The organism is Geodermatophilus sp. SYSU D00815 (genome assembly GCF_054050035.1).
The window spans coordinates 80,563-106,282 of record NZ_JBJGYO010000003.1; the positions used below are offsets into that span (position 1 = coordinate 80,563).

The 25,720-nt window shown below is 75.9% G+C and carries 26 protein-coding genes; 10 read left to right on the forward strand and 16 right to left on the reverse strand.

What is annotated here, in order from left to right:
- Positions 1–16: 16 nt before the first annotated feature.
- The 5 genes from ACI78S_RS04945 to ACI78S_RS04965 all read right to left on the reverse strand — a co-directional run bounded on the left by ACI78S_RS04945 (position 17) and on the right by ACI78S_RS04965 (position 4,006).
- Positions 17–442 carry a YciI family protein gene (locus tag ACI78S_RS04945; RefSeq protein WP_456971106.1) on the reverse strand — a complete coding sequence of 142 codons (426 nt, stop codon included), beginning with the start codon at positions 440–442 and terminating at the stop codon, positions 17–19.
- A 106-nt stretch (positions 443–548) separates the two neighbouring features.
- Positions 549–1,046 carry a DM13 domain-containing protein gene (locus ACI78S_RS04950; RefSeq protein ID WP_456971107.1) on the reverse strand — a complete coding sequence of 166 codons (498 nt, stop codon included), beginning with the start codon at positions 1,044–1,046 and terminating at the stop codon, positions 549–551.
- A gap of 123 nt (positions 1,047–1,169) precedes the next feature.
- Entirely contained in the window at positions 1,170–1,991 is an 822-nt protein-coding gene (locus tag ACI78S_RS04955) for an LppU/SCO3897 family protein (protein WP_456971108.1), read from the reverse strand.
- Positions 1,992–2,151: 160 nt separating this feature from the next.
- A complete protein-coding gene (locus ACI78S_RS04960) occupies positions 2,152–2,862 on the reverse strand; it encodes a maleylpyruvate isomerase family mycothiol-dependent enzyme (protein ID WP_456971109.1) in 711 nt (236 codons plus the stop codon).
- 10 nt (positions 2,863–2,872) lie between these two features.
- Entirely contained in the window at positions 2,873–4,006 is a 1,134-nt protein-coding gene (locus ACI78S_RS04965; RefSeq protein ID WP_456971110.1) for a glycerate kinase, read from the reverse strand.
- Between the two features lie 36 nt (positions 4,007–4,042).
- Here ACI78S_RS04965 and ACI78S_RS04970 point away from each other — a divergent pair, with 36 nt between their 5' ends.
- On the forward strand, positions 4,043–4,426 hold the full coding sequence (locus ACI78S_RS04970; protein WP_456971111.1) for a PaaI family thioesterase: 384 nt from the start codon (positions 4,043–4,045) through the stop codon (positions 4,424–4,426).
- 19 nt (positions 4,427–4,445) lie between these two features.
- Here the strand turns inward: ACI78S_RS04970 and ACI78S_RS04975 are convergent, their stop codons facing one another.
- On the reverse strand, positions 4,446–4,595 hold the full coding sequence (locus ACI78S_RS04975) for a hypothetical protein (RefSeq protein WP_456971112.1): 150 nt from the start codon (positions 4,593–4,595) through the stop codon (positions 4,446–4,448).
- A 178-nt stretch (positions 4,596–4,773) separates the two neighbouring features.
- On the opposite strand from ACI78S_RS04975, the gene mftD reads away from it, so the two are divergent.
- Entirely contained in the window at positions 4,774–6,006 is a 1,233-nt protein-coding gene (mftD, locus tag ACI78S_RS04980) for a pre-mycofactocin synthase MftD (RefSeq protein ID WP_456971113.1), read from the forward strand.
- On the opposite strand, the gene ACI78S_RS04985 is transcribed toward mftD, so the two are convergent.
- On the reverse strand, positions 6,003–7,160 hold the full coding sequence (locus ACI78S_RS04985; RefSeq protein ID WP_456971114.1) for an acyl-CoA dehydrogenase family protein: 1,158 nt from the start codon (positions 7,158–7,160) through the stop codon (positions 6,003–6,005). The genes mftD and ACI78S_RS04985 overlap by 4 nt on opposite strands.
- 62 nt (positions 7,161–7,222) lie before the next feature.
- Here ACI78S_RS04985 and ACI78S_RS04990 point away from each other — a divergent pair, with 62 nt between their 5' ends.
- The gene (locus ACI78S_RS04990; RefSeq protein WP_456971115.1) at positions 7,223–8,059 is read left to right on the forward strand and encodes a hypothetical protein; all 837 of its coding nucleotides are present in this window, start codon (positions 7,223–7,225) and stop codon (positions 8,057–8,059) included.
- Positions 8,060–8,143: 84 nt separating this feature from the next.
- Positions 8,144–8,425 carry a DUF427 domain-containing protein gene (locus ACI78S_RS04995; protein WP_456971116.1) on the forward strand — a complete coding sequence of 94 codons (282 nt, stop codon included), beginning with the start codon at positions 8,144–8,146 and terminating at the stop codon, positions 8,423–8,425.
- A gap of 31 nt (positions 8,426–8,456) precedes the next feature.
- Here ACI78S_RS04995 and ACI78S_RS05000 read toward each other — a convergent pair whose 3' ends face one another.
- From ACI78S_RS05000 to ACI78S_RS05010, 3 genes are all read right to left on the reverse strand, one after another.
- Positions 8,457–8,861 carry a hypothetical protein gene (locus ACI78S_RS05000; protein ID WP_456971117.1) on the reverse strand — a complete coding sequence of 135 codons (405 nt, stop codon included), beginning with the start codon at positions 8,859–8,861 and terminating at the stop codon, positions 8,457–8,459.
- 124 nt (positions 8,862–8,985) lie between these two features.
- Positions 8,986–9,978, reverse strand: coding sequence for a ferritin-like domain-containing protein (locus ACI78S_RS05005; protein ID WP_456971118.1), 993 nt, complete (start codon positions 9,976–9,978; stop codon positions 8,986–8,988).
- A 100-nt stretch (positions 9,979–10,078) separates the two neighbouring features.
- Positions 10,079–10,840 (reverse strand): TetR/AcrR family transcriptional regulator, encoded by a 762-nt coding sequence (locus tag ACI78S_RS05010; RefSeq protein ID WP_456971119.1) that lies wholly within the window; start codon positions 10,838–10,840, stop codon positions 10,079–10,081.
- 103 nt (positions 10,841–10,943) lie between these two features.
- On the opposite strand from ACI78S_RS05010, the gene ACI78S_RS05015 reads away from it, so the two are divergent.
- From ACI78S_RS05015 to ACI78S_RS05030, 4 genes are all read left to right on the forward strand, one after another.
- Positions 10,944–13,124, forward strand: coding sequence for an MMPL family transporter (locus ACI78S_RS05015; RefSeq protein WP_456971120.1), 2,181 nt, complete (start codon positions 10,944–10,946; stop codon positions 13,122–13,124).
- 82 nt (positions 13,125–13,206) lie between these two features.
- Entirely contained in the window at positions 13,207–14,406 is a 1,200-nt protein-coding gene (locus ACI78S_RS05020; protein WP_456971121.1) for a hypothetical protein, read from the forward strand.
- 33 nt (positions 14,407–14,439) lie between these two features.
- A complete protein-coding gene (locus ACI78S_RS05025) occupies positions 14,440–15,726 on the forward strand; it encodes a hypothetical protein (RefSeq protein WP_456971122.1) in 1,287 nt (428 codons plus the stop codon).
- The gene (locus ACI78S_RS05030) at positions 15,723–16,982 is read left to right on the forward strand and encodes a hypothetical protein (protein WP_456971123.1); all 1,260 of its coding nucleotides are present in this window, start codon (positions 15,723–15,725) and stop codon (positions 16,980–16,982) included. Before ACI78S_RS05025 ends, ACI78S_RS05030 begins: the two co-directional genes overlap by 4 nt.
- 24 nt (positions 16,983–17,006) lie before the next feature.
- Here ACI78S_RS05030 and ACI78S_RS05035 read toward each other — a convergent pair whose 3' ends face one another.
- The 5 genes from ACI78S_RS05035 to ACI78S_RS05055 all read right to left on the reverse strand — a co-directional run bounded on the left by ACI78S_RS05035 (position 17,007) and on the right by ACI78S_RS05055 (position 22,785).
- Positions 17,007–17,465, reverse strand: coding sequence for an NUDIX domain-containing protein (locus tag ACI78S_RS05035; RefSeq protein ID WP_456971124.1), 459 nt, complete (start codon positions 17,463–17,465; stop codon positions 17,007–17,009).
- A gap of 12 nt (positions 17,466–17,477) precedes the next feature.
- Positions 17,478–18,086: an isochorismatase family protein gene (locus tag ACI78S_RS05040; protein ID WP_456971125.1), complete on the reverse strand. Its 609-nt coding sequence runs from the start codon at positions 18,084–18,086 to the stop codon at positions 17,478–17,480.
- Between the two features lie 89 nt (positions 18,087–18,175).
- Entirely contained in the window at positions 18,176–20,047 is a 1,872-nt protein-coding gene (locus ACI78S_RS05045; protein WP_456971126.1) for a hydantoinase B/oxoprolinase family protein, read from the reverse strand.
- 3 nt (positions 20,048–20,050) lie between these two features.
- Positions 20,051–22,108, reverse strand: a complete 2,058-nt coding sequence (locus ACI78S_RS05050; protein WP_456971127.1) for a hydantoinase/oxoprolinase family protein — start codon at positions 22,106–22,108, stop codon at positions 20,051–20,053.
- Positions 22,105–22,785: a GntR family transcriptional regulator gene (locus ACI78S_RS05055; RefSeq protein WP_456971128.1), complete on the reverse strand. Its 681-nt coding sequence runs from the start codon at positions 22,783–22,785 to the stop codon at positions 22,105–22,107. The genes ACI78S_RS05050 and ACI78S_RS05055 overlap by 4 nt, the downstream gene beginning before the upstream one ends.
- 102 nt (positions 22,786–22,887) lie before the next feature.
- On the opposite strand from ACI78S_RS05055, the gene ACI78S_RS05060 reads away from it, so the two are divergent.
- A complete protein-coding gene (locus ACI78S_RS05060; RefSeq protein WP_456971129.1) occupies positions 22,888–23,778 on the forward strand; it encodes an isocitrate lyase/PEP mutase family protein in 891 nt (296 codons plus the stop codon).
- A gap of 4 nt (positions 23,779–23,782) precedes the next feature.
- Here the strand turns inward: ACI78S_RS05060 and ACI78S_RS05065 are convergent, their stop codons facing one another.
- Entirely contained in the window at positions 23,783–24,211 is a 429-nt protein-coding gene (locus tag ACI78S_RS05065) for a hypothetical protein (RefSeq protein WP_456971130.1), read from the reverse strand.
- A 275-nt stretch (positions 24,212–24,486) separates the two neighbouring features.
- Between ACI78S_RS05065 and ACI78S_RS05070 the strand changes: the two genes are divergently transcribed.
- Positions 24,487–25,710 carry a hydantoinase/carbamoylase family amidase gene (locus ACI78S_RS05070; RefSeq protein ID WP_456971131.1) on the forward strand — a complete coding sequence of 408 codons (1,224 nt, stop codon included), beginning with the start codon at positions 24,487–24,489 and terminating at the stop codon, positions 25,708–25,710.
- The last annotated feature ends 10 nt before the right edge of the window (positions 25,711–25,720 follow it).

The window sequence follows — 25,720 nt, forward strand, 5'->3', positions numbered from 1 at the left end:
CCCGGACGACCCGCCATCAGCTGCCCTGCTGGGCCTCGACCTGCGCCCGGATCCGGTCCTCCTGCTCGCGGATCTCGGGCGTGTAGGCCTCGCCGAAGTCGTCGGCCTCGAAGACCTGCCGCACCTCGATCTCGGTGCCGCGGAACGGCGCCTTCTTCACCCACTCCAGCACCTCCTCGCGCGAGGAGACCTGCAGGATCCAGTAGCCGGCGATGAGCTCCTTGCTCTCCGCGAACGGACCGTCGATCACGGTCCCCTTGCCGTCGGCGTCGAAGCGGACGCGGGCGCCCTTCGAGCTGGGGTGCAGGCCCTCGCCGGCGAGCATGACGCCGGCCTTGGCCAGCTCCTCGTTGTAGGCGCCCATCTCGGCGAGCTCCTGCTCGGTGGGCATCGCGCCGGCCTCGGTCTGCTCGTCGGCCTTGACGATCACCATGAAACGCATCGGTCTGTCCTCTCGTCGTGGCGGGGCGCCTCCCCCGCTCTGCACGGACGTCGAACGGCCTGCCGCCGGATCGACACGGTCGCCGGAGGATCTCCGAGGATTTCCTTCAGGACGTCGCCGCGGCGCCCAGGTCGGCCGCGCCGAAGGAGACGGAGAACCGGTCGCACCAGACCACGACGCTGGTGAAGGCGGTCGCGTCCACGCCGTCGGGGACGACGTAGTTCTGGTCGCCGACGTTGCCCTTGAGCGTGCCGAGGCTGACGTAGTCGTCGTCGAAGGCGTCCTCGGGGCCGGTCGCGCTGCCCTGCGAGAGCCAGACCGACAGCGTCGGGCCGTTCGACGTCTCGAAGCCCTCGAACCGGACGACGACCTCCCCGTCGGGCAGCTCGAGGACGCGCACCGTGCCGACGGTCTCGTGCTCGCGGGAGACGAACGTGCCGACGGCCAGCTCGACGGCGTCCCCGCCCTCGGCGGCGGGCAGCGCCTCGTCGACCCGCTGGTCGTAGAGCAGCTTCTGCGGCTGGAACCACACCAGGGTCACGGCGGCGACCACCACCAGCGCCCCCGCCACCAGCCACAACCACGTCCGTCGCCTGAGAGCCATGGCGGCGGAGGGTAGTGCGGGGCGGGCCGGCGGGGCGGGAGGACGCTCGCCGTCCGGACCGCCTCTGGCGCGTCGGGCTCCCGGGGTGGTATGTGCCCACCCCGGGAGGCCCGGGTCAGCGGCTCAGAGCGCGCCGGCGCAGAGGACGGTGCCCTCCTCGCCCTCGGCGCCCTGCCAGATGGGCTGGACCGTCTCGGGGAAGTCGGCGCAGGTGTTCGGGTCGGCGAGGTACTCCTCGTAGGTCTGCTCGCCGTCCTGCACGCCGATCACCTCGAACAGCGCCTCCGACGAGCCGCAGTCGACCTCCTCGGCCTCGCCCTCGGCGCTCAGCGTGACGCAGTCGCCCACCTCGAGCCGGCCGGAGCCGAGGAAGAGGAAGAGCAGCACGCCGACCGCGACGAGCAGGACGGCGCCGGCGATGATGCCGATGAGCTTGCCCTTGCCGCCCTTGCCCCCCGTCGGCGCCGGGGCCGGGGCGCCCCACTGCTGGTCCGGGCCGCCCTGGCCGGGAGCCCACTGCTGGTACGGCTGCCCCTGCGGCTGCTGGCCCTGCGGGGGCTGGCCGGGCGGGGTCCAGCCGCCCTGCGGTCCGTGCTCACCGGGCCCCTGCGGGCCCTGGGCGTACTGCCCCGGGCCGTGCTGCCCCGGGCCGTGCTGGCCCTGGGCGTGCTGGTCCTGCGGCGCCGGCGATCCCCACCCGGAGGGCGGCGGGGGCGGCGACTGCTGCGGGGCCCCCGGCGGCGGGGGCGGGGCCCAGCCGGACGGCGGCGGGGGCGGCGGGGTCTGCTGCTGCGGGGTCTGCTGCTGGGGGGCCTGCTGCGGCGGCGGGGGCGGGGTCTGGTGCGGTGCGCCCGGCGGCGGGGGCGGCACCCGCGGCAGTTGGACGGCCCGGGTGGGCTCGGCCGGCCGCTGCGGCGGCGGGTTGTCCTGGCCGGGGTTGGTCATCGATGCTCCTGGGAGTTGCCTGTACGAACGGTCGCGGCAGCATCCCCTCGGGCGCTGCGGCGCGGGCATCCTGACACGCCGTCGTGCCGATGGGGGCTCGTCCGGCCCCCTCTCCCCGAAGTGCTCGCGCCCCGCGCCCGGGCGGGGCAGGGCACGGGCGTCAGAGCCAGGGAGCCAGGGTCGGCAGGTCGCCGTCGGCGGTCAGCCCGTCCCCCGCGCTGCGGCCGGTGACCCAGGCCGTCACCGCCGGCAGGGGCCCCGCGACGGCCAGCGCGCCGGTGCCCCACTCCCGGTCCCCCGCGAACAGCACGACGTCGGGCACCTCGTCGCGCACGTCCCACATCCGGAAGACGTCGTCGACCAGCGCGGCCTGCACGTCCTCGGGGACGTCGTCGAAGGTGACCCCGGTGGCGAGGTCGACCGCGTGCACCCACACCTCGCGGCAGCGCATCCACGGCACCTCGGCCGCCGGCACGGCCCGCCCCTGGAACGTGCGCACGGCCCGCCCCTGGAACGTGCGCACCTCGGCGGTCCATGCCTCCTCGGGCATGCCGCGCACCGCCTCGGCGAGCCGCTCGGTGGCCCGCAGCAGCTCGCCGCGCAGCTCGTCGGGCGCCAGCCGCGCGGTCTCGGCGATGCCGGCGTCGCGGGCCTCCGGTGAGGGGTACATCGGCGTCTCCACGCCGGTGCGGGCCCAGGTGAGCAGGTTGACGAGGGCGTCGGCGTTGCGGGCGACGTGCGCCAGCACGTGCCGGCGCGACCAGCCGGGGAGCAGCGACGGCGCGTCGAACTCCTCGTCGACCAGGCGGCCGAGCGCGGTGCCGAGGTGCCGCTCGCCGTCCTCCCACCAGGGCAGCGTCTCCGGGACCATGACGCCGACGCTAGCGATCGGCGCCCGCCGGCACGACCTCGCGGGCCAGCCGGCGGCCGATCCCCTCGAGCAGCGCCCCGGCGTCGGCCATGGCGCGGGGCCGGTCGCCGGACGCCTCGTCGAGCAGCGTCCGGACGGCGCCGATGCCGGCGGCGCGCAGCCGGTCCGCGGGCACCGTGCACTCCCCGCACACGGCCACGACCGGCACGCCCGGCGGCACCCGGCGCGCGACTCCGACCGGCGCCTTGCCGCCCAGGCTCTGCGTGTCCAGCCGCCCCTCCCCCACCACGACGAGGGCGGCGCCGGCGAGGGCGCGGTCGGCGCCGATCTCGTCGAGGACGACGTCGATGCCCGGCCGCATCCGGGCGCCGAGCACGGCGAGCGCGGCGAAGCCGGTGCCTCCGGCCGCCCCGGCGCCGGCCGTCGCGGAGAGGTCCCGGCCGGTGGCGGCGGCCACCCGGTCGGCCCACCGGGCCAGGCCGGCCTCCAGGACGGCGACGTCCTCGGGCCGGGCGCCCTTCTGCGGGCCGAACACCGCCGCCGCCCCCGAGGGCCCCAGCAGCGGGTTGTCGACGTCGGAGGCCAGCGTGACGGCGCAGCCGGCCAGCCGGGGGTCCAGACCGCCGAGGTCGAGCTCGGCCAGGTCGCGCAGCGCGGCCCCGCCCGGGGGCAGCGGCCGGCCGGCGGCGTCGCGCAGCCGGGCGCCGAGCGCCTCGAGCAGGCCGGCGCCGCCGTCGGTGGTGGCGCTGCCGCCGACGCCGAGCACCAGCGCGCGGCAGCCGAGGTCGAGCGCGGCGCGCAGCAGCTCACCGGTGCCGCGGGTGGTCGCGGTGAGCGGCCGCGGCGCACCGACCAGCTGCAACCCGGAGGCCTCGGCCAGCTCCACCACGGCGCGCTCGCCGGACACGGCCAGCGTGGCCTCGACCGGGTCGCCGTCGGGGCCGGTCACCGTGCGCACCACCGGGGTGGCGCCGGCGCTGACGACGGCGGCCACCGTGCCCTCGCCGCCGTCGGCGACGGGCAGCGCCAGGCCGTCGGCCCCGCCCGCGGACAGCCCGCGCACGAGCGCCGCGCACGCCTCCACCGCGGTCAGCGAGCCGCGGAACTTGTCCAGGCAGACGACGACCGGTCCGCTGCGCGCCATGGGGTCATCCTGCCGTCCGCGGGTAACGGCGCACCCATGAGCGACGACGCAGCGACCGGCGGGTTCGCCGCCCGCCTCGGGGCCCGCGCCGAGGACGCCGCCGACGGGCGCGCCACGGTCGGCTTCGAGGCGGCCGACGAGCACCTCAACCCGGCCGGCACCCTGCACGGCGGCGTGCTGGCGACACTGGTCGACACCGCCATGGGGCTCGCCGTCCGCAGCACGACCGGCGAGGGCGACGTCCCCGCCACCAGCCAGCTGACGGTCACCTACCTGCGCCCCGGCACGCCCGGACCGCTCACCGTCACCGCGCAGGTGCGCACGCGCGGCGAGCACCTCACCGTCTGCGACGCCGACGTCGAGCAGGACGGCAGGGCGATCGCGCACGCCGTGGCGACCTTCGCCCTGCTGCACGGCTGAGCCGCACGGCCGACCGGGATCAGCGGTTGATCGTGCTGACCAGGTAGATGAACAGCATGACCAGCAGGACGGCCACGACGAACGCGGTGGGGATCACCCACCGCGCGCGGCGCCGCCCCGTCTCGCTGGACTGCGGCGACCGGCCGCGGTCGGACGGGTCGGACGACATGGGCGGGCTCCTCGGGGAGGACAGGGGCCCGGCTCGGCTCGCGCAGACCTGGTCGGGACATGCCCACGCGGCGCCCGCTCATGCCCGCCGCCTAGTGGCACTGAGTGCCACCAGGCTGTGACGAGCGCTACGGTGGCGCCCGGTGCCACGACGGGCGCCCCTGGGGATCGGAGCCGGCATGGCGAACGCGTGGTTCGAGACGGTGGCCGAGGCGCAGCGGCGTGCCCGGCGCCGGCTGCCCAAGGGCGTCTACGGCGCCCTGGTGGCCGGGGCGGAGAAGGGCCTGACCGCCGCCGACAACGTCGCCGCGTTCGACGAGATCGGCTTCGCCCCGCACACCGCGGGCCTGGCCGACGACAAGCGGATGACCACCACGGTGATGGGCCAGGAGGTCTCGCTGCCGGTCCTCATCAGCCCGACCGGCGTGCAGGCCGTGCACCCCGACGGCGAGGTCGCCGTCGCCCGCGCCGCGGCCGCCCGGGGCACCGCCATGGGCCTGTCGTCGATGGCCAGCAAGCCCATGGAGGAGGTCATCGCCGCCAACCCGAAGACGTTCTTCCAGCTCTACTGGGTCGGCGACCGCGACACGATGGCCGCCAAGGTCGAGCGCGCCCGGCGCGCCGGCGCGGCCGGCCTGATCGCCACGCTCGACTGGTCGTTCTCCTACGGCCGCGACTGGGGCAGCCCGTTCATCCCGGAGAAGATCGACTTCGAGGCGGTCCGCCGCTACGCCCCGCAGGTGGCGCTCAAGCCGCGCTGGCTGTGGGACTTCGCGAGGACCCGCAGGCTGCCCGACCTCACCGTGCCCAACATGGTGGGCACCCCCGGCGACCCGGCCCCGACGTTCTTCGGCGCCTACGGCATGTGGATGTCCTCGCCCATGCCGACCTGGGACGACGTCGCCTGGCTGCGCGAGCTGTGGGGTGACGCGCCGTTCATGCTCAAGGGCGTCATGCGGGTCGACGACGCCGAGCGCGCGGTCGACGCCGGCGTCACCGCGATCTCGGTGTCCAACCACGGCGGCAACAACCTCGACGGCACCCCGGCGTCGATCCGGGCGCTGCCGGCCATCGCCGAGGCCGTCGGCGACTCCGTCGAGGTGCTGCTCGACGGCGGCATCCGCCGCGGCGCCGACGTCGCCAAGGCCCTCGCCCTCGGCGCCAGGGCCGTGATGATCGGCCGCGCCTACCTGTGGGGGCTGGCCGCCAACGGGCAGGCCGGCGTCGAGAACGTGCTCGACCTGCTGCGCGACGGCCTCGGCGCGGCGATGGTCGGCCTCGGCCGCGAGTCGGTCGACCAGCTCTGCCGCGACGACCTCGTGCTGCCGCCGGGCTTCGAGCGCCGGCTCGGCGTCGCGGGTCCCGACGCGCCGGTCGACGTCCGCGCCGTGCCCGGGACCCGCTCGGCCTAGCCCGCGCGCTCGACGAGCTGGCGGACGATCACGGTGCGCTGGATCTCGTTGGTGCCCTCGCCGACGATCATCAGCGGCGCGTCGCGGAAGTAGCGCTCGACGTCGTACTCGGTGGAGTAGCCGTGGCCGCCGTGCACGCGGACGGCGTCCAGGGCGATCCGCATCGCGGTCTCGGAGGCGAGCAGCTTGGCCATGCCGGCCTCCATGTCGACCCGGCGGCCGGCGTCGAACTCGCGCGCGGCGTAGAGGGTCAGCTGCCGGGCGGCCTCCAGCCCGGTGGCCATGTCGGCGAGCAGGTTGCCCACCGACTGGTGCTGCCAGATCGGCCGGCCGAACGACTCGCGCTGCCGGGCGTAGGCGAGCGCGTCCTCGAACGCGGCCCGGCCGACCCCGAGCGCGCGGGCGGCGACCTGCAGGCGGCCGGTCTCCAGGCCCTTCATCATCTGGGCGAAGCCGCGACCGGGGACGCCGCCGAGCACGCTGCCCGGGCCCGCCCGGTAGCCGTCGAAGCGGACCTCGCAGCTCTCCACGCCCTTGTAGCCCAGCTTGGGCAGGTCGCGGGAGACCGTCATGCCGGGGCCGGGCTCGACGAGCAGCACCGAGATCCCGCGCGAGCGCGGCCGCGCCCCCGGATCGGTGACGCAGAGCAGCGCCGTCAGCCCGGCCCGGCGGGCGTTGCTGATCCAGGTCTTGGCGCCGTCGACGACCCAGCCGCCGTCGGCCTCGCGGGCGGTCGTGGTGATCGCCTGGAGGTCCGAGCCGCCCTGCGGCTCGGTGAGCGCCATCGTCGCGCGCACCTCGCCGGTGGCCAGCCGCGGCAGCCATGCCTGCTTCTGCTCGTCGGTGCCGAAGCGGGTCAGCAGGGCGCAGACGACGGAGTGCCCGCCCATCGCCCCCGCCAGGCTCATCCAGCCGCGGGCGAGCTCCTCGGTGACGAGCACGAAGCACTGCATGCTCACCCCGGTGCCGCCGTGCTCCTCGGGCACCAGCAGCCCGTAGACGCCCAGCGCCTTCATCGTCCCGATCAGCGCCTCGGGGTAGGCGTCGGCGTGCTCCAGCTCCCGCGCGACCGGCCTCACCTCGCGGTCGACGAAGTCGGCGACGGTGCGCACGATCTCCCGCTCGTCCTCGCTCAGCGCGTCCAGGGACCCCATCGGTGCTCCTCCGCTCGGGTGCGGTCACGATCATCGAAGCCCACGACGACAGGAGGCGGAGCATGGACCTCGCCGAGGTGGCGCGCACGTGGCGGCCGGGGCCGACGGAGGACGAGCAGGTCCTCGACGCGGCGGTGGGCGCATCGGTCGCCGGCATGTGGGACCAGCCCGCCCCCGGGGAGCTGGTGCCCCCGCTGTGGCACTGGTTCCACTTCCTCGAGTGGACGGCGCAGTCGCGGGTCGGCGCGGACGGCCACCTCAGCGACGGCACCTACCTGCCCCCGCTGCCCGACCGGCGCCGCATGATCGCCGGCGGGTCCTGGCGGCGGGAGGCGCCGCTGCGCTACGGCGTGCCGACGCGGCGGCGCCGCCGGCTGCTGGCCGCGACCGCGAAGACCGGCCGCTCGGGCCCGCTGCTGTTCGTCACCGTGCGCAGCGAGCTCTGGCAGCACGGCCGGCGCTGCGTCGCCGAGGACGCCGACGTCGTCTACCGCAGCGGACCGAGCTCGCTGGACCACCGCGGCACCCCCCTGGCCACGACCGAGCCCGAGGCGACCGGCGAGGTGCTGCCCCTGCGCACCGACCCGCCGCTGCTGTTCCGGATGAGCGCGCTCACCGGCAACCAGCACCGCATCCACTACGACGCCCCGTACGCCGTCGAGGTGGAGCACTACGCCGGGCTCGTCGTCCACGGGCCGCTGCTGGTGCTGCACATGGCCGAGCTGCTGCGGCGTTCCGGCCGCCCGGCGCCGTCGGCGCTGGAGCACCGGCTGCGCGCCCCGGCGTTCGTCGGGGAGCCGCTGGCCGCGGTCGCCGAGCTCGAGGCGAACGGCGTGCGCGCGCTGCGGGTCGCCAGCGCCCGGGAGCCGGCCCACGCCACCGCCACCGCGCGCTGGTGAGTGCAGCCGCTGCAGCGGGTGGCTGCAGCGGCTGTACCCGGTGACCGGGGAACAGGCCCGAGGGGCCGGGGAGTTGACGTGGGCATGGCCACCGCGACCTGGAACGGCACCGTGCTCGCCGAGTCCGACGACATCGTCACCGTCGAGGGCAACGCCTACTTCCCCCGCGAGTCGGTGCGCGACGACGTCCTGCGCCCCTCCGACACGCACACCGTCTGCCCGTGGAAGGGCACCGCCTCGTACTTCAGCATCGAGGTGGACGGCCAGGTGAACCGCGACGCGGCCTGGTACTACCCGGAGCCGAAGGACGCCGCGGAGGAGATCACCGGCCGCGTCGCCTTCTGGCGGGGCGTCCGGGTCAGCTGACCCACCACCCGGCTCGCGGCGGCATCCGCACCTAGGGGCGGGCGCCGGCGAGCTCGCGGGCGGCTGCGGCCTCGGCGGGGTCGAGCCCGCTCGCGGTCAACTCCTGGTAGACGTCCCAGGCCTCGGCCGGGGACAGGCCGAGCGCGCCGGCGATCTGCTCCCACCCGGCGCCGCCGCGCAGGGCCGCCCGCATGCCGGTGAGCCGGCTGTCGTGGGCCTTGCGGCTCACCACCTCGCCGAGGGCCAGCAGCTCGAGGGACTCGTGGACGTCCAGCGAGGTCTCCGCGTTCGCGATGGCGCTCCAGTCGTCCTCGTCCACCTGCGCGACGGTGTTGAGCGTGGCGCTGCCGGTGTCGCGGCGGCTGAGGAAGTCCAGGCGGGTGGCGGCGGTCGTCAGGGAGAACTCGTGCTCGAGGGCCTCGGGCGTGATGTGCATGGGCTCCACCCTCCCCTGCCGCCCGGGCGCGCCGCACCCCGGTCCCGGGCGGCTCCGGGGGGACGGACGGCGGAGGGCCCGCGCCCCGGACGGGGTGCGGGCCCTCCGGCGTCGGGACGCGGTCTCAGCTCTCGATGCCGACGGCCTCCTTGGCCAGGGCGGCCAGCCGGGTCTGCGCGGCGCTGGCCACGTCGCTGCGGTTCTTGTGCGTCTCCTCGTACCGGATCACCACGTTGACCTCGCGCGGCGTCGCCAGCTGCTGGACGGCCTTGACGGCATCGGGCGTGCTCAGCGAGTCGTAGCCCTTGATCGGCAGCTCGTCGGCGGAGACGTCGCCGAGCTGCTCGCGGGTGGCCCGGACCGCGTCGGCCTCCTCGCGCCGGCCCTCGCGGCGGGCGATCCGCTCCGCGCGGCGCAGCGACGCGCTGCGGCCGGCGGCGAGGGTCTCGCGGACCGCGGAGGTGAGGTGGCCGGCCTTCCCGGCCACCTCGCCGAGGCGCTCCTCCGCCTGCCCGCGCCGCTGCGCGAGGCCGTCGAGGGTCTCGTTCACCTGGTTGGCCAGGAACCGGTACGGGCTCACCGCGGCGTGCGCCACGCCGCCGGCGACCCGCTGGAACGGGGTCGGCTGCAGCGCGGCCGGGCCGCCCAGCGCCTCCTCGGCGAGCACCACGGTCAGCCACTCGACGGTGGCCTCGTGGGCGGTGACCAGCCGCTGCGCGAGCTGCTCGACCTGCGGCAGCGAGGCCTTCTGCGCCAGGACCTTGAGGTAGGTGGCGCGGTCGAGCAGCTGGTGCTCGAGCTGCAGGTCCTGCAGCAGGGCCTCCTCCAGCGGCTCGGCCTGCTCGAAGGTGGCCTTGAGCACCGCGGCCAGGCGGCCGACGGCCGGCGTCACGACGTCGGGCACGCCGCCGAGAGCGCGCAGCTGCTCGGTGATCGCCCGCGTGCGCTCCGCGGCGTGGTCGGCGTTCTGGGTCAGCTCGCGGCGGACGGCGTCGGTGCGCGCCTGGGCCACGCGCGTGCGCGCGACCTGCTCCTCCGTCTGCGTGAGCAGCACCAGCGCACGCAGCTGGTTGACGATCTTGGCCCTGTCGTTCTCGAGAGCGGGATTGTCGGTCACTGGGAACTCCAGACCTGGGGGGATGACCTGACGTCGGCATCCCTGCCCAGCCGGCCGGCCGTGCTAACTGGAGCAAGCGGATTGCTAGCAGTGAGCCCGCTCACGCCCGCCGCAGGGTGGCGTACGCGTCGGCGATGCCGAGCATCCCGGCGACGCCGTGCATCTCCGACTCGAAGAACGCCTCGGCGTCGTCGAGCGCGAACTTCAGGTGGCCGAAGATCTCCATCGCGACCAGCCCGTAGAGGCGCACCCAGCAGGTGAGGAAGACCCGGACGACGCCGAGCGGCAGCTCGACCGGGAACTCGCACATCCAGATCCGCAGCTGCTCGGCCAGTGCCGGCGGGATCTCGTCGTCGGCGGGCACGGGGAACGGCTGCGCGAGGTACACCTGCGCGACCAGGGTGGCGAAGACGGCGCCGAAGCGCTGCGCCGCCGCGTGCGCCGGGCTGCCGGGGTCGGCGTGCAGCTTGTCGCTGTTCGGCACCACGCCGTCGCCGGCGGCGCCGAAGAGCAGGCCGAACTCCTGCTGGTGGGCGATCGCCCAGCGGCGGAACGCGCGGGCGCAGGCCAGCAGCTGCACCGGCGCGGTGGCCGGGTCCGCCGCGTCGCGGGCCGCCTCCAGCTCGGCGACCAGCTCGTCGTAGAGGTCGGCGACGACGTGCTCGACCAAGTCCTCGCGGCTGGCGAAGTACCGGTAGAGCGCGGGCGCGGTCATGCCCATCTCGCGGGCGATCGCCCGCAGCGCGAACCCCTCGCCCCCGTGCTCGACCAGCACGCGCCGGGCGGTCTGCCGGATCTCGCGGAGCGTGTCGGCGCGGACGCGGTCGCGCCGGCTCAGCGGCTCCGCCGGGACATCTGTCATGACTCCTGCTCACCCTGTTGACAGCCGTGAACGGTGTATGCAGAGTTAGCACCGTTCGCTAACGCTGTTTACCAACGTGATCGACACTAACACGGGAGACGTGATGTTCGAGGCACTCGGACGAGTGGTGTACCGGTGGCGGCGCTGGGTCGTGGCCATCGCCCTCGCGCTCGTCGCCTTCGCCGGGGTGTGGGGCACCGGCGTCTTCGGGTCCCTCACCGGCGCCGGGTTCGAGGACCCCGACAGCGAGAGCTCCCGCGCCGCCGAGGTCGCCGCCGAGGAGCTCGGCCGCGACGCCGCCGACGTCGTCGTCCTGTACTCCAGCGACGACCTCACGGTCGACGACCCGGCCTTCCGCGACGCGGTGACCTCGACGCTGGCCGCCCTGCCCGCGACCGAGGTGGAGCGGGTGACCAGCTGGTACGGCACCCCCGCGCCGCCGCTGGTCAGCGACGACCGGCACGCCACCTACGCCGTCCTCACGCTGGCCGACGGCGCCGACGTGGCCGAGGTGCGCGACGACCTCGACGCACCCGGCCTGACCACGCAGGTCGGCGGGAACGCGGTGGTGCAGGAGGACATCAACGAGCGGGTCAGCAGCGACATCGCGCGGGCCGAGTCGATCTCGATGCCGGTGCTGCTGGTGCTGCTCGTGGTCATCTTCGGCAGCCTGGCCGCGGCCAGCCTGCCGCTGGCGATCGGCGGCGCGGCGATCCTCGGCTCGTTCGCGGCGCTGCGGGCCTTCACGAGCTTCACCGACGTCTCGGTGTTCGCGGTCAACGTCGTCACGATCATGGGCCTGGGCCTGGCGATCGACTACGGCCTGTTCATGGTGAGCCGGTTCCGCGAGGAGATCCGCCGGCAGCCGACCACCGAGGAGGCGCTGGCCCGCACCATGGCCACGGCCGGCCGCACGGTCGCCGTCTCGGCGCTGACCGTCGCCATCTCCCTGGCCGGGCTGCTGATCTTCCCGCAGGTGTTCCTGCGCTCGATGGGCTTCGGCGGCATGAGCGCGGTGCTGATCGCGATGCTGGCGGCCCTGACCCTGCTGCCCGCGCTGCTCGGCATGCTCGGCCCGAAGGTCGACGCCCTCTCGGTGCGCCGCCTGTTCCGCCGCCGTCGTCCCACCGACATGGCCGTTCCGGTGGAGAGCGAGCACGGCGCCTGGTACCGGATCGCCCGCGCGGTGATGCGCCGGCCGGTCGCCATCACCGTCGCCGTCACCGCGCTGCTGGTCGGCCTGGCGCTGCCGTTCCTGAACGTGCAGTTCGGCGGCATCGACGAGCGCGTGCTGCCGGCCGGCACGGAGAGCCGGGTGGTCGCCGAGGCGCTGGAGCGCGACTTCCCGCAGGCGGCCGACGGCCCGATCGAGGTCGTCGTGAGCCTGCCGGAGGCGGTCGACTCCCCCGCCGGCGGCGCGGCGCTGCAGGCCTACGTCGACGACGTCGCGGCCGTGCCGGGGGTGGACGGCGCCCAGGTGACCGCCGCGGCCGGCGACACCGCGCGCGTCGCGGTCGCCTACGACGGCGACCCGGTGGACGCCGACGCGCGGGCGCTGGTCGGCGAGATCCGCGACGTGCCGGCGCCCGAGGGCGGGACGGCGCTGGTGGGCGGGGAGAGCGCGGTGCTCACCGACCTGCTCGACAGCCTGGGCTCGCTGCTGCCGTGGATGGCGCTGCTGGTGGTGGCGACGACGTTCGTCCTGCTCTTCCTGGCGTTCGGCTCGGTGGTGCTGCCGCTCAAGGCCGTGGTGATGAACGTGCTGTCGCTGGGCGCCTCGTTCGGCGCGCTGGTGTGGATCTTCCAGGACGGCAACCTCTCCGGGCTGCTGGACTTCGAGCCCACCGGGTTCCTCGAGGCGACCCAGCCCATCCTGGTGCTGGCGATCGTCTTCGGGCTCTCCATGGACTACGAGGTGTTCCTCATGTCGCGGATCCGGGAGCAGTACGACCTGACCGGCGACAACGCGCGGGCGGTGGCCACCGGCCTGCAGCGCACCGGCGGGATCATCACCAGCGCGGCGCTGCTGCTGATCGTCGTCATCGGGGCGTTCTCGCTCTCCGGGATCACCTTCATCAAGATGATCGGTGTCGCGATGCTCATCGCCATCGTGGTCGACGCGACCGTCGTCCGGACGCTGCTGGTGCCGGCGACGATGCGGCTGCTCGGCGACGCCAACTGGTGGGCCCCCGGGCCGCTGCGCCGGCTCTACGCCCGGTACGGCATCCGGGAGTCCGACGCGCCGGCGCCGCCGGCGCGCGCGGAGGAGCCGGCGCTGGTCTGACCGGGCGCCCCGGGGTCGCTCGAGCGCGGGAACCGCGCCCGGGCGGCCCCGCAGCGCGTGCCGCGGGTGCGACCCTCGGGGCATGACCGGGCACCGGCGCCTGGCGGCGGCGAGCGCCGCCGCGGTGCTCGTGCTGTGCGGCTGCACCACCGCCGACCCGCCCGCGGCCGCGCCCGCCCCCGCGCAGCCGGCTCCGGTCACGTCCCTCCCCCGGCCGGCCGACGGCGGTCCGCGGCTGGTGCTGCGGGCCGCCGTCGACCTGACCCCCGCCACCGGCGGCACCGCGGCCGTGGCGGACGCGGTCGCCACCGCCGACGGCGGCGCGCACGTCGTCCTGGCACCCGCCGACGGGGCCGGCCCGCTCACCCTGGTCACCGTGGACGGCGCCGGCACGCCGGTCGGCTCGGTGCCCGTGCCGGCGCTGGCGCAGGTGTTCGGGGTGCACCTGCTGCCGGGCGGGGAGGTGCTGGTGAGCGGTCAGTTCCCGCGGCCCGGGCGGGAGTACGGGTTCGTCGCGGTGGACCCGGTCAGCGGCGCGGCCCGCACGGTGGTGGCGGTCCCGTACGAGGAGGGGACGGCGTTCTCCTTCGGCCGCTCGGCGCTCGCCGCCGACGGCGCCACCCTGTTCCTCTTCGTCGCGATCGCCGTCGGCCCCCGGCACCTCGACCTGCTGGTCGCGGTCGACGCGCGCAGCGGGGCCTTCCGCGGCGGGCGGGACCTGTTCGAGGAGGTCCGCCAGGTCTCCGGCTTCCCGGTCGCCACGCACTCCAGCGGCCTGCTCGCCCGCCCGGACGGCGGTGTGACCCTGGTGTTCGACACCTGGGTGGCGGCGGCGGTCGAGGACGGGCCGGCGCCGGGGCTGCTGTCCTACGACGCCGCGCTGGAGCCGCTCGGCGATCCGGTGCGGCTCGACCTGGGCGACGGCGCCGAGCTGCAGGCGGTCGCGGCCGGGGCCGACGGCACGCTGCACCTGACCGTGCAGCCGCGCAGCGGCGACCTGATCGCCACGGTGCGCGGGTCCGGGGCCGACGTCGTGCGGATCGGCGGGCACGCCTACGACAACTCCCTGGTGGTCGACCCGGCCGGCCGCGTGGCGGTGCTGCCCGCGCCGGCCGGCGCGCGGGCGGTCGACCTGGCCACCGGCGCGACCGGCGAGCTCGACGTCGGCTGCGCGGCGGTGGAGCCGGTCGGACGGGTCGTGCCGGGGGCGGGGCCGTCCACCGCGCTGCTGCTGGGCCGCTGCGCCGCCGGCCGCCCGACGATCTGGCTGGTCGGGACCTGACCGCCGTTCACCCGCCGGTGCTACACCTGACCCGTGTCCGCACGACGGGGTGCCCGGGTCGCGCTGGCCGGGGCGCTCCTGGTCGCGCTGACCGGCTGCCCCGCGCCCCCCGAGCGGGCGGAGCCGCCCCTGGAGCCGACCGCGCCCACCCCCGCGCCGCAGCCGGCGCTGGAGACCGAGGCCACCACCGACCTGCCGGCCTACGCCGGCCCGCCCGCCGGCGCGGCGAGCGCCGGCCCGCTGACCACCCTGCGCGCCGCGGTCGACCTCACCCCGGCCACGCCCGCGGTCTTCTCCGTGCCCGAGGCCGCCGCGGCGACCGCCGACGGACGGGTGCTCGTGCTGCTCACCCCGGTGGACCGGTCGGGGCCCTGGCTGGCCACGGTGGGCCCGGCCGGCGGGGGGTGGGCGGTCACCGGCGCGGTGCCGCTGCGCCAGTTCCGCTCCGCCGGGGAGCTGCACGCCCTCCCGGACGGCCGGGTGGCGGTCGTGGGCGAGGTGGCGCCGGCCGCCGACGGCCGCGGGGGGTACGGGGTGGCCGTGGTGGACCCCGTGACCGGGCAGGGCCGCTCGACGGTCGCCGTCCCGGTCGACGGCGACGTCCGCTCCTTCGGCCGCTCGGCGCTGTCGGTCGACGGCGGCACCCTCTTCCTGTACGCCACCCCGTCCGGCCGGTCCGGCTTCCCCGACCAGCTGGTCGCGGTCGACCTGGGCGCGGGCGAGGTGCGCGACCGGCACGCGCTGGCCGACGAGGTGGCCGGGGTGTCGGTGTCCCGCGCCGCGTTCGAGGTGGCCGGGCTGGTCGCCCGGCCCGGCGGCGGGGTCACCGTCGTGCTTGACGCGACGCCGCTGAGCAGCCGGCTGGAGCGGATCCCGACGCTGCTCCCCTTCGACGCCACCCTGGCGCCGGACGGGCCGCCCGCCCGGCTGACCGACCTCGCCGAGGGCGCCGAGACGCAGGCGGTCGCCGCCACCGCCGACGGCACGGTGTTCGTCGTGGTGGAGGTGCGCGACGACGTCTGGGTGCTCGCCGTCCCCGACGGCGGCGGCGCCGGGCCGGTGCTCGCGGTGCTGCCCGACCGGGCGCACGACTACGCGCTCGTGGTGGAACCCGCGCAGGTGTGGGCGCTGCTGCCGGCGCTGGAGGGCGCCCGCGCGGTGGACCTGCGCAGCGGCGAGGTGCGCGGACCGCTGGACGTCGGCTGCGCGAGCGGCGCCCACGTGCGCGACCTCGAGCCGGGGGCGACCGGCGCGGTGCTGCTCGGCGAGTGCGGCCTGCCGTCCCAGCGGACGGCGATGCTCTGGCTGGTCGGCCCGTGAGGCGCGCCGCGCTGGCCGCCGCCCTGCTGCTGGGCGCGGCCGCCGGCTGCACCTCCGGTCCCGGGCCGGCCCCCGAGCCGACGCCGTCCCCGCTCTCCTCGACGCAGGCGCTGCCGGCCCGGCCCACCGACGCCTCCACCGACCTGCCGGGCTACGCCGGCCCGCCGGCCGATGCGCCGCCGAGCGCCGGCCCGCTGACCACGCTGCGCGCCGCGGTCGACCTCTCCCCCGCCGCGCCGGGGCCCTTCTGGAAGGCGGAGGCGGCGGTCGCCCGGCCGGACGGCGGCGCGTACGTCGTCCTGACCGAGGAGTCGGCGGCCGAGCAGCGGCTGGTGACCGTCGCGCCCGCCGGCGACGGGCTGGCGGTGGCCGGCGCGGTGCCGTTCCCGGGGGTGCGCAACGTGGTCGCGGCGCACGTGCTGCCCGACGGCGCGGTGGCGGTCGCCGGGCGGCTGCCGTCGTCCGCCCTCGGGTACGTGGTGGTCGACCCCGTCTCCGGCGTGGTGCGGACCTGGCCGCTGCCGCTGGGCGGCGGCGCCGAGGCCGACGCCCGGTCGGCCCTGTCGCCCGACGGCCGGGTGCTCCACCTGTTCGCCACCGTGGCGGCCGGCGACGGCACCCGCGAGACGCTGGCCGCCGTCGACGCCGCGACCGGCCGGGTGCTGGCCGAGCGGGACGTCACCGCCGACGTCGCGGCCGTGTCGGCGTTCGGGGTCGGCCGGCAGCTGGCCGCGCTGGTGCCGCGGCCGGGCGGCGGCGTCACGCTGGTCTTCGACGCCTCGCCGACCCCGGTGCCGCAGCGCCGGATCCCGACCCTGCTCCCCTACGACGCCGGCCTGGTGCCGGCCGGCGAGCCGGTGCGGGTGACCAGCCTGGCGGAGGACGCCGAGACCCAGGCCGTGGCGGCCACCCCCGACGGGACGGTGTTCCTCACCGTCGACGTGCAGGACGGCGCGTGGGTCCTGGCGGTGCCCGACGGCGGCGGCGCCGGGCCGGTGCTGGTGCAGCTGGCCGACCGGGTCTTCGACTACACGATGGCGGTGGAGCCGGCCCAGGTGTGGGCGCTGCTGCCGGCGCCGGAGGGGGCGCGGGCGCTGGACCTGCGCACCGGGGAGGAGCGCGGTCCGCTGGACGTCGGCTGCGCCGGCGGGCCCGACGTGCGGGCCATCGTGCCGGCGCCGCAGGGCGCGCTGCTGGTCGGCCAGTGCAACGAGCGCAGCGCCTGGGTGCAGATGCTCTGGCTCGCCACGCCCTGACCACCGAGACGGCCATCTCGGTGGTCAGGCGAGGGCGGCGAGCAGGCGGTCGAGGAAGGGCAGCTGCCCCTTCACGAGCTTCTCCCGGGCCACGTCGACGGTCACCCAGGCGGCGCGGTCGATCTCGGGGAACTCCTGCACGCGGCCCGAGCGCGGCGGCCACTCGAGGGAGAACGTGTTGCTCGCGCAGGCCGACGCGTCGAGGTCGCCCTCGGCGGCCCAGACGGTGAGCGTCTTGCCGCTGGTCCGCACCTCGCCGAGGGGGGTGAAGTCGGTGGCGGGCACCGGCGAGCCCAGCTCCTCCTCGAACTCCCGCCGCGCGACGGCGAACGGGTCCTCGCCGGCGTCGTGCTCGCCCTTGGGGATCGACCAGCCGCCGGCGTCCTTCCTCGCCCAGAACGGCCCGCCCATGTGGCCGATGAGCACCTCGACCTCGTCGCCCGCCCGGCGGTACAGCAGCACGCCCGCGCTCGTCCTCGGCACGGCCCCACCCTCTCAGAGGTGGACCAGCGCCTCCGCCAGGTCGACCACGTCGCCGCACTTGGCGTCGACGTCGGCGAGGTTGTTCTCGTGCAGTGCGGCCGACCGGTCGGCGCACGCCTGGCGCACCACCTGCGGCCGGAACCCGGAGTTCAGCGCGTCCATGGCGGTGGCCCGCACGCAGCCCGAGGTCGAGACGCCGGCGAGCACGAGCGTGTCGACGCCGAGCGTGCGCAGCGTGGAGGCCAGCGGGGTGCCGAAGAACGCCGAGGCGTACTGCTTCACCACCACCGGCTCCCACGGCTCCGGCGTCAGGGTCAGCTCGCCCCACCCGCCGGGCGCGCCCTCGGCGAAGCAGGCCAGCGCGGGCACCTTCTGCACGAACAGCCCGCCGTCGGCCAGCCCGGTGGCGTAGCGGACGGCGGTCCACAGCACCGGGTGCCCGCCGGCCCGCGCGGCCCCCACCAGCGACGACGTCGCCGCCACCGCCGGCGCGGGGTCGGGCAGCGCGAACGGCCCGCCGGGCTCGGTGTAGGCGCGGCACAGGTCGATGACGAGCACCGCCGGGCGCGCCCCCCAGCCGACCCGGCCGGCGAACGCGGCGCCGTGCGGACCGGTCCTCATGCGCGTCCCCTACCCGTCGACATCGGCGTTCTCGCACGCTCGCGCCGCGCAAGGTGTGCGACACCGCCGATGTCGCCGCACGGACGCCCTCAGACCCAGACCGGGCGCTTCGGCGCGGGCAGCCCGGTCTCCTGCTCGCAGCGGGCCAGCAGCTCCTCGACCGGCGGACCCATGTCGAACACCGGCAGGTCCGCGGGGCGGCCGGCGCGCAGCTGGTCGCGCAGCGCCCCGGTCGCCCCGTCGTCGACGTCGCCGTCGTCGGTCACGACCACCCCGTACCGGCGGGCGCCGTCGGCCGAGACCAGGCCGCGGCGCACCTCCAGCGCCACCAGCGACGGGTCGCGCTCCAGCGGGTCGCCCCACCCGCCGCCGCCCCAGGTGACGAAGTGCAGCACGTCGCCGGGCGCGACGGGCACGCCGTGGCACTTCGACGGCAGCACCTCGCGGGTGCCGTCGGCGCGGTCGACCCACTTGGTGCCGCGGGCGCCGGGGTGCCCGCCGTTGACGCCCCAGGGGTAGGTCAGCCAGCGGTCGTCGTGGATGGCGATCTCGCCGGGCTCCTCGAAGACGTAGGCGACGTCGACGCCGTTGCCGCCGCGGTGCAGGCCCGGGCCGCCGGTGTCGGCGACGGTCTCCCACTTCTCGATGCGCAGCGGGTAGTAGGACTCGAGGTACTCGCAGGGGATGTTGACGAACGAGGGCCACAGCGAGTGGCCGTCGGGGCCGTCACCGAGCGGCCGCCCGGGGATGCCGCCGAAGCCGATCGAGTAGAGCTGGAACCACTCCCCCTTCCGCTCGCCCCGCGAGTAGTGCCCGGAGTACATGAAGTGCGGCGAGGAGGAGAAGCCGGCGGCGTTGAGCAGCGCCGGGTTGGTCTGCCCGAGCAGCCCGCCGAACAGGTCGAACACCCGCCCGATGCCGTGGTTGCGGCCCGACAGCGCCGCCGGGAACCTCGGCTTCCAGTAGGAGCCCTCGGGGATCGTGACGTCGACCAGCGGGTAGAAGCCGTCGTTCCAGAGGATCTGCGGATCGGCCACGGTGATCATGTAGATCCCGAAGAACATCCGGGCCAGGTTCTCGTTCAGGTAGTAGTTGATCGGCCCGACCGCCTGCGGGGACGACCCGGTGAAGTCCAGGTGCACCTTGTCGCCGGTGCGGGTCAGCGACAGCTTCAGCTCGTACGGGCCGTTGCCCACGCCGTCGTCGCAGATGTAGTCGGTGAACGAGAGGGTGCGGCCCTCCTCGAACACCATCTGCAGCAGCACCCTCATCGCGTCGTGGTTGCGCTGCAGCAGGGCGTCGAGCGCGGAGAGGTAGGTGGCGGTGCCGAACCGCTCGCACATCTCCACCACCCGCCGCGACGCCGTGCGGCAGGCGGCGACCAGGCCGTTGAGGTCGGCGCGGTTCCAGTCGGGCTTGCGCACCTGGTTGAGGACGATCCGCAGCGCGTCGTCGTTGAGCCGCCCCTGGCGGTAGAGCTTGAAGGGCGGGATGACCACGCCCTCCTCGTAGATCGTCCGCGCGTCGGTGGGCATGGACGACGGCGTCTTGCCGCCGACGTCGCTCATGTGGCCGAACATCGACGCCCAGCCGACCACCCGGCCCTCGTGGAAGATCGGCAGCACCAGCAGCCAGTCGTTGGCGTGGCTGATCGCCGCGCCGCACGAGTACGGGTCCGACGTCAGCAGGACGTCGCCCTCCTCGATGGTGTCGTCGAAGCCGGCGAGGAAGTCGGGGATCGACAGGCCGAACTGGCCGACGACCATCTTCCCGGTGGGGTCGCCGATCAGCGGGAACTCGTCGTGCTGCTCGCGGATGCCCGGCGACAGCGCGGTGCGGAACAGCACCTCGTCCATCTCGTAGCGGGCGTTGCGCAGGCCGTTCTCGATGAGGTCGAGGGTGACCGGGTCGACGTCGACCCGGCCGAGGTCACCGGTGGCGGTCTCGATGATCCGGGCCATCTCTCACGCCTCCGGGGTGATGAGCAGCGAGCCCGACGCGTGCACGGTGGCCGCGTGCCCGGGCAGGACGAGGGTGGTGGAGTCCATCTCGGTGACGATCGCCGGGCCGCGGACGACGTCGCCGGCGCGCAGCCGCGCCCGGTCGTAGACGCCGGCGGTCACCTGCTCGCCGCCGACGTGGACCGGATGGCTGGTCACCAGCGCCGCCGCGGGGTCCCCGTCGCCCTGCTCGAGGTGGACCGGCGCGACGTCGGGCCGCGGGCCGGTGATCGTGGCCCGGGCGTTGACCAGCTCGTGGTCGACCTCGAGCAGGAAGCCGAACAGCCGGTCGTGCTCGGCGTCGAAGGTCTGCGCCAGCCGGGCCAGCGCGTCCTCGCCGTCGAGCCACGCGGGGTCGACCTCGACCGGGATCTCGAAGCCCTGCCCGTGGTAGCGGACGTCGACCGAGTACCGCACCGTCTGCGCGGCCGGCTCCAGCCCCTGCCGCGCCAGCCGCTGCCCCGCGTCGGCGGCCAGCTCGCGGAGCACCTGCGCGAACTCCGCGCCCGGCAGCCCGGCGAACCGGCGCAGCACGGTGCGCGCGGTCTCGTCGCGCAGGCTGGTGGTCGCGTCGCCCAGCGCGCAGAGCACCCCTGGCGACGGCGGCACGATGACCGGCCAGGCGCCGGTGAGCCGGCCGAGCGCGTTGGCGTGCAGCGGGCCGGCGCCGCCGAAGGCGACCAGCGCGAACTCGCGCGGGTCGAAGCCCTGCTGCACCGACACCAGCCGCAGCCCGCCGAGCATGTTCTCGTTGACGATGTCGACGACCCCGGCGGCCGCGGCCTCGGGCGACTCCAGCCCCATCGCCTCGGCGATCTTGCTCACCGCGGCCCGCGCCGCCTCGACGTCCAGGGTGATCTCGCCACCGGCCAGGGCCGACGGCAGGTACCCGAGGACGACGTTGGCGTCGGTGACCGTCGGCTCCACGCCGCCCTTGCCGTAGGCCGCGGGGCCCGGGTCGGCGCCGGCCGACTGCGGGCCCACCCGCAACGCCTTGGTCAGCTCCGGCACGTGCGCGATCGACCCGCCGCCGGCGCCCACGGTGCGCACGTCGACGCTGGACGCCCGCACGGTCAGGTCGCCGACCCTGGTCTCCCGGCCGATCCGCGGGGAGAGCCCCTGCACCAGCGCGACGTCGGTCGAGGTGCCGCCCATGTCGAAGGTGATCAGGTCGGAGTAGCCGCACTGCTCGGCCACCCAGACCGCGCCGGTGACCCCGCCGGCCGGGCCGGACAGCAGCATGGTCACCGGGGCGGCGACCGCGGCGGCCGCGGACTGCAGCCCGCCGTCGCTGCGCAGGATCGCCAGCTCGCCGCCGACGCCGCCCTCGGTGAGCCGGTCGGAGAGGTTCTGCACGTACTTCTTCACCTGCGGCTGCACGTAGCCGTTGGCGACGGTGGTCAGCGTGCGCTCGTACTCGCGCAGCTCGGGCAGCACGTCGGAGGAGAGCGAGACCGGCACGCCGGGCAGCAGCTCGGCGGCGAGCTCGGCGATCCGCCGCTCGTGCGCCGGGTCGGCGAAGGAGTTGATCAGGCTGACCGCGAGCGCCTGGACGCCGCGCCCCCGCAGCGTGGCCAGCTGCGCGCGGACGTCGTCCTCGTCGAGGGGGCGGACCACGCCGCCGTCGCTGGCGATGCGCTCGTCGACCTCCACGGTGTTCTGCAGGTCGGCCAGCGGCTCGGGCTTGGGCCAGATGATCCAGCCGGCCAGCCCGCCGGGGACGAACGAGCGGGCGATCTGCAGCACCTGCCGGAAGCCCCTGGTCGTCACCAGGCCGACGGTGGCGCCCTTGCCCTCGAGGATCGCGTTGGTGGCGACCGTGGTGCCGTGCAGCACCTGCGCCACCTCGGCCAGCCCGATCCCGGCCTCGGCGCAGACCTTGCCGATGCCGGTGAGGACGCCGACGGCCTGGTCGGCCGGGGTGGAGGCGGTCTTGGCCCGCCAGGTGGCGCCGCTGCCCTCCTCGACCAGCAGCACGTCGGTGAAGGTGCCGCCCACGTCGACACCGAGCCGGTAGCTCATGGGGCCTCCTCTTCTCGGACCGCCTGCTCACGGGCGGCGCGGACCATGACGGCCCGGGCGTTGCTGATGTGCGCGGTCATGACGGCCCGCGCCCAGACCGCGTCGCCGGCGCGGACGGCGGCGACGATCTCGGCGTGGTGGGCGAGGCTGCGGCGCAGCGACGCCTCGTCGTAGGTGTGGAAGTTGCGCAGCACGATCGGCGGGTGGATCGCCGCCGCCAGGGCGGTGGCCAGCGCCGGGTGGTCGGCGAGCGCGACGAGCCGGTCGTGGAAGGCGCGGTTGAGCGGGATCAGCGCGTCGAGGTCCTGGCCGGGGCCCGGGAGACCGACGACGAGCATCCGCCGCGCGAGCTCCTCGAGGTCCTCGACGTCCCCGGACGTGGCCCGGGCGACGGCGAAGCCGGTGAGCTGCGGCTCGAGGGCGGCCCGCAGGTCGAAGACGCCCTCGAGCTCGGCCACGGTCCAGGTGGCCACGCGGGCGCCGCGGTTGGGCGCGAGCTCGACCAGGCCCTCGGCGGCCAGGCGGGTGAGCGCCTCGCGGACCGGCGTCCGGCTGACCCCCAGCCGGTCGGCCAGCTCCACCTCGCCCAGCCGCGTGCCCGGGCGAAGGTCGCCGTCGAGGATGAGCTCCCGGAGCGTCGCGAGCGTCCGCCCGGCTGACGTCAAGGACCGTGTCACCCGTCACACCCCCCGGAGATTGTGTGCAAACCTAGGGCCGCGCCGTCGCCGAGGGCAATGGCCTCGCGGGACGCGGACGTGGATGCATACAAGGAGGCGGCTGTGGGGAACCTGCTGAGCACGGGCGGCAACCCGCGGGCGCGGCTGCGCGAGCTGCTGTCCCGCCCTGAGCCGCTGCTGGCGCCGGGCGCCTACGACGCGCTCTCGGCCCGGCTGGTCGAGCAGGCCGGCTTCGACGTCGTCTACATGACCGGCTTCGGGACGACCGCGTCGCTGATCGGCCGCCCCGACGTCGGGCTGCTCACCGGCAGCGAGATGGTCGACAACGCGCGGCGGATCGTCGCGGCGGTCGACGTCCCCGTCATCGCCGACGCCGACACCGGCTACGGCAACGCGATCAACGTGCTGCGCACGGTGCAGCTGCACGAGCAGGCCGGGGTGGCCGGCGTGCAGCTGGAGGACCAGGTGATGCCCAAGAAGTGCGGGCACATGAGCGGCAAGGCGCTGATCGGGCTCGACGAGATGGTCGGCAAGATCCGGGCGGCGGTCGAGGCGCGGCACGACCCCGACCTGGTGGTCATCGCCCGCACCGACGCGGTCGCGGTCGCCGGCCTGGACGAGGCGATCGGCCGCGCGAGGGCGTTCGCCGACGCGGGGGCCGACCTGCTCTTCGTCGAGGCGCCGACCTCGGAGGACGACGTCGCGCGGGTGGCCGAGGAGCTGCGGGGGGTCGCGCCGCTGGTGTTCAACTGGGCCGAGGGCGGCCGGACTCCCCCGCTGCCGCTCGCCCGCATCGCCGAGCTCGGCTTCGCGCTGGTCCTCTACCCGATCGGCACGCTGCTGGCCGCGACCGCCGGCATCCGCGCCCTGCTCGCCGAGCTGCGCGCCGACGGCGTGCCCCCGCTGCAGGGCCTGCCCTCGTTCGGCGAGTTCACCGACCTCATCGGCCTGCCCGAGGTGCAGGAGCTGGAGCAGCGCTTCTCGGGGACGTGACCGGTCAGCCGGCGCGGGTCATCGTGGAGGAGTAGCCGCCGCCGGGCCACCGCCAGGCCCCGGCGTTGGTCGTGCCGTCGGCGCCGAACCGCCCCTCGAAGCGGGCCGGGGAGTCCGTCCCGCCGAACCAGATGCGCAGCAGGTCGCCCTCGACGCGGTAGGTGTACTCGAGGACCTCCCCGCGGGCGCCGAAGAAGTGCGAGCGCAGCTCGCCGTCGTCGCTGTCGTAGCCGATGTACTCCACGCCGCGGGTGTGGTCACCGGCCGAGCGCAGGTCCACGTGCTGGACCAGGAAGCACCCGCCGTCCATCCACTCGTAGCGCACCTCCCCGGTGAGGCCGTCGGGGCCGGAGACGGTCCAGGCGCCCACCAGGCGGTCGAGGGTGCGCAACGCCGCGGCCCGGGCATCGGGGGTGGCGGTGTCGGTGCTCATGGGGGCCTCCTGCGCGGACCGGGCCCGGCGCCGTCGCGAGGCCTCACCAGTTGGACGGACCGGCGGGCGCGGCCTCATCGGTGCCGCCGGGCGGGACGACCACCCATCGCCCCTCCCCGAACACGCTCGTGCTCTGCCCACCGTGATGGGCAGAGCACGAGCGTCCGGGGTAGGCCGTCGACGGCGGCGAGCACCCCGGCTCCCGCACGCTGGTGCTCTGCATGCACCCGGCACGCACAGCACTAGCGCCCGCGCCGCAGGGGTAGGGCGGCGGCATGAGCGAGCGACTGGCGGCCTGGGTCGACGAGCTGGGCGCGATCGGCGGCCGGCCCTCCGGCGGGGTCACCCGGGTGGCCTGGTCACCGGAGCTGGCCGAGGCGAACGCCTGGCTGGTCGCGCGCGCCACCGAGCTCGGGATGGACGCCGGCGTCGACCCGGCGGGCAACGTCGTCTGCCGGTGGGCCGGCGCCGAGCCGGACGCGACGGCGGTCGTCGTCGGCTCGCACCTCGACACGGTCCCCGACGGCGGCCGCTACGACGGCGCGTTCGGCGTGCTGGCCGGCCTGGAGGTGCTGCGCCGGCTGCGCGAGCGGGGCTTCACCCCGCGCCGTCCGGTCTGGCTGGTGGCGTTCGACGACGAGGAGGGCACCCGCTACGACGCGTCGATGTTCGGCAGCCACGCGTTCTGCGGCGACGACGTCGGGCACTTCCTCGACCGCGCCGACGCCGACGGCGTGGTGCTGCGCGACGCGATGCGGGCGGCCGGCAGCGACCCGGCCGACCTGCCCCGCGCCGCCGCCGTCGACCGCGTGGGGCACTACCTGGAGCTGCACATCGAGCAGGGCCCGCGCATGGAGCGTGCCGGCCACCGGGTCGCCGTCGTCTCGGCGATCGTGGGCATGGCCGGGTACGTCGTCACCCTGACCGGCGCCGCCAACCACGCCGGCACGACGCCGATGGACGCCCGCGCCGACGCGCTGGCCGGCGCCGCCCGCGCGCTGCTCGCCCTGCGCGACGCGATCCGGGCCGAGGAGGGCATGACCGTCAACGTCGGCCGGATCGAGGTGGAGCCGGGCGGGGCCAACGTCATCCCCGGCACCGCCCGGTTCACCGTCGACGTCCGCGGCCCGACGGCGGTGGCGATGGAGCGGGCCGACGAGCTGGTGCGCGGCTGCGTCGAGGACGCCGCCGAGGCCGAGGGGCTCTCCGCCGACGTCGCCCCCACCTTCCAGCACCCCGCGACCGACCTCGACCCCGAGCTGCGGGCGCTGCTGGCCCGCCGGGTGGCGGCCGCCGGCGCGGAGGTGGTGGAGCTCGTCAGCGGCGCCGGGCACGACGCGATGGTGCTGGCCGCCCACGTGCCGGCGGCGATGCTGTTCGTCCCCAGCCGGGGCGGCATCAGCCACGCGCCCGACGAGTACACCGCCCCGGAGCACTACGAGCCGGCGCTCACCGTGCTCACCGAGGCCGTCGCGGAGCTCGCCGGCCGACCCGGATGACCTAACGTCC

Bases quoted from the DNA above. Each gene is read 5' to 3' on its own strand.
- ACI78S_RS04945 (WP_456971106.1), bottom strand. From the start codon at position 442: ATGCGTTTCATGGTGATCGTCAAGGCCGACGAGCAGACCGAGGCCGGC.
- ACI78S_RS04950 (WP_456971107.1), bottom strand. From the start codon at position 1,046: ATGGCTCTCAGGCGACGGACGTGGTTGTGGCTGGTGGCGGGGGCGCTG.
- ACI78S_RS04955 (WP_456971108.1), bottom strand. From the start codon at position 1,991: ATGACCAACCCCGGCCAGGACAACCCGCCGCCGCAGCGGCCGGCCGAG.
- ACI78S_RS04960 (WP_456971109.1), bottom strand. From the start codon at position 2,862: ATGGTCCCGGAGACGCTGCCCTGGTGGGAGGACGGCGAGCGGCACCTC.
- ACI78S_RS04965 (WP_456971110.1), bottom strand. From the start codon at position 4,006: ATGGCGCGCAGCGGACCGGTCGTCGTCTGCCTGGACAAGTTCCGCGGC.
- ACI78S_RS04970 (WP_456971111.1), top strand. From the start codon at position 4,043: ATGAGCGACGACGCAGCGACCGGCGGGTTCGCCGCCCGCCTCGGGGCC.
- ACI78S_RS04975 (WP_456971112.1), bottom strand. From the start codon at position 4,595: ATGTCGTCCGACCCGTCCGACCGCGGCCGGTCGCCGCAGTCCAGCGAG.
- mftD (WP_456971113.1), top strand. From the start codon at position 4,774: ATGGCGAACGCGTGGTTCGAGACGGTGGCCGAGGCGCAGCGGCGTGCC.
- ACI78S_RS04985 (WP_456971114.1), bottom strand. From the start codon at position 7,160: ATGGGGTCCCTGGACGCGCTGAGCGAGGACGAGCGGGAGATCGTGCGC.
- ACI78S_RS04990 (WP_456971115.1), top strand. From the start codon at position 7,223: ATGGACCTCGCCGAGGTGGCGCGCACGTGGCGGCCGGGGCCGACGGAG.
- ACI78S_RS04995 (WP_456971116.1), top strand. From the start codon at position 8,144: ATGGCCACCGCGACCTGGAACGGCACCGTGCTCGCCGAGTCCGACGAC.
- ACI78S_RS05000 (WP_456971117.1), bottom strand. From the start codon at position 8,861: ATGCACATCACGCCCGAGGCCCTCGAGCACGAGTTCTCCCTGACGACC.
- ACI78S_RS05010 (WP_456971119.1), bottom strand. From the start codon at position 10,840: ATGACAGATGTCCCGGCGGAGCCGCTGAGCCGGCGCGACCGCGTCCGC.
- ACI78S_RS05015 (WP_456971120.1), top strand. From the start codon at position 10,944: ATGTTCGAGGCACTCGGACGAGTGGTGTACCGGTGGCGGCGCTGGGTC.
- ACI78S_RS05020 (WP_456971121.1), top strand. From the start codon at position 13,207: ATGACCGGGCACCGGCGCCTGGCGGCGGCGAGCGCCGCCGCGGTGCTC.
- ACI78S_RS05040 (WP_456971125.1), bottom strand. From the start codon at position 18,086: ATGAGGACCGGTCCGCACGGCGCCGCGTTCGCCGGCCGGGTCGGCTGG.
- ACI78S_RS05045 (WP_456971126.1), bottom strand. From the start codon at position 20,047: ATGGCCCGGATCATCGAGACCGCCACCGGTGACCTCGGCCGGGTCGAC.
- ACI78S_RS05050 (WP_456971127.1), bottom strand. From the start codon at position 22,108: ATGAGCTACCGGCTCGGTGTCGACGTGGGCGGCACCTTCACCGACGTG.
- ACI78S_RS05065 (WP_456971130.1), bottom strand. From the start codon at position 24,211: ATGAGCACCGACACCGCCACCCCCGATGCCCGGGCCGCGGCGTTGCGC.
- ACI78S_RS05070 (WP_456971131.1), top strand. From the start codon at position 24,487: ATGAGCGAGCGACTGGCGGCCTGGGTCGACGAGCTGGGCGCGATCGGC.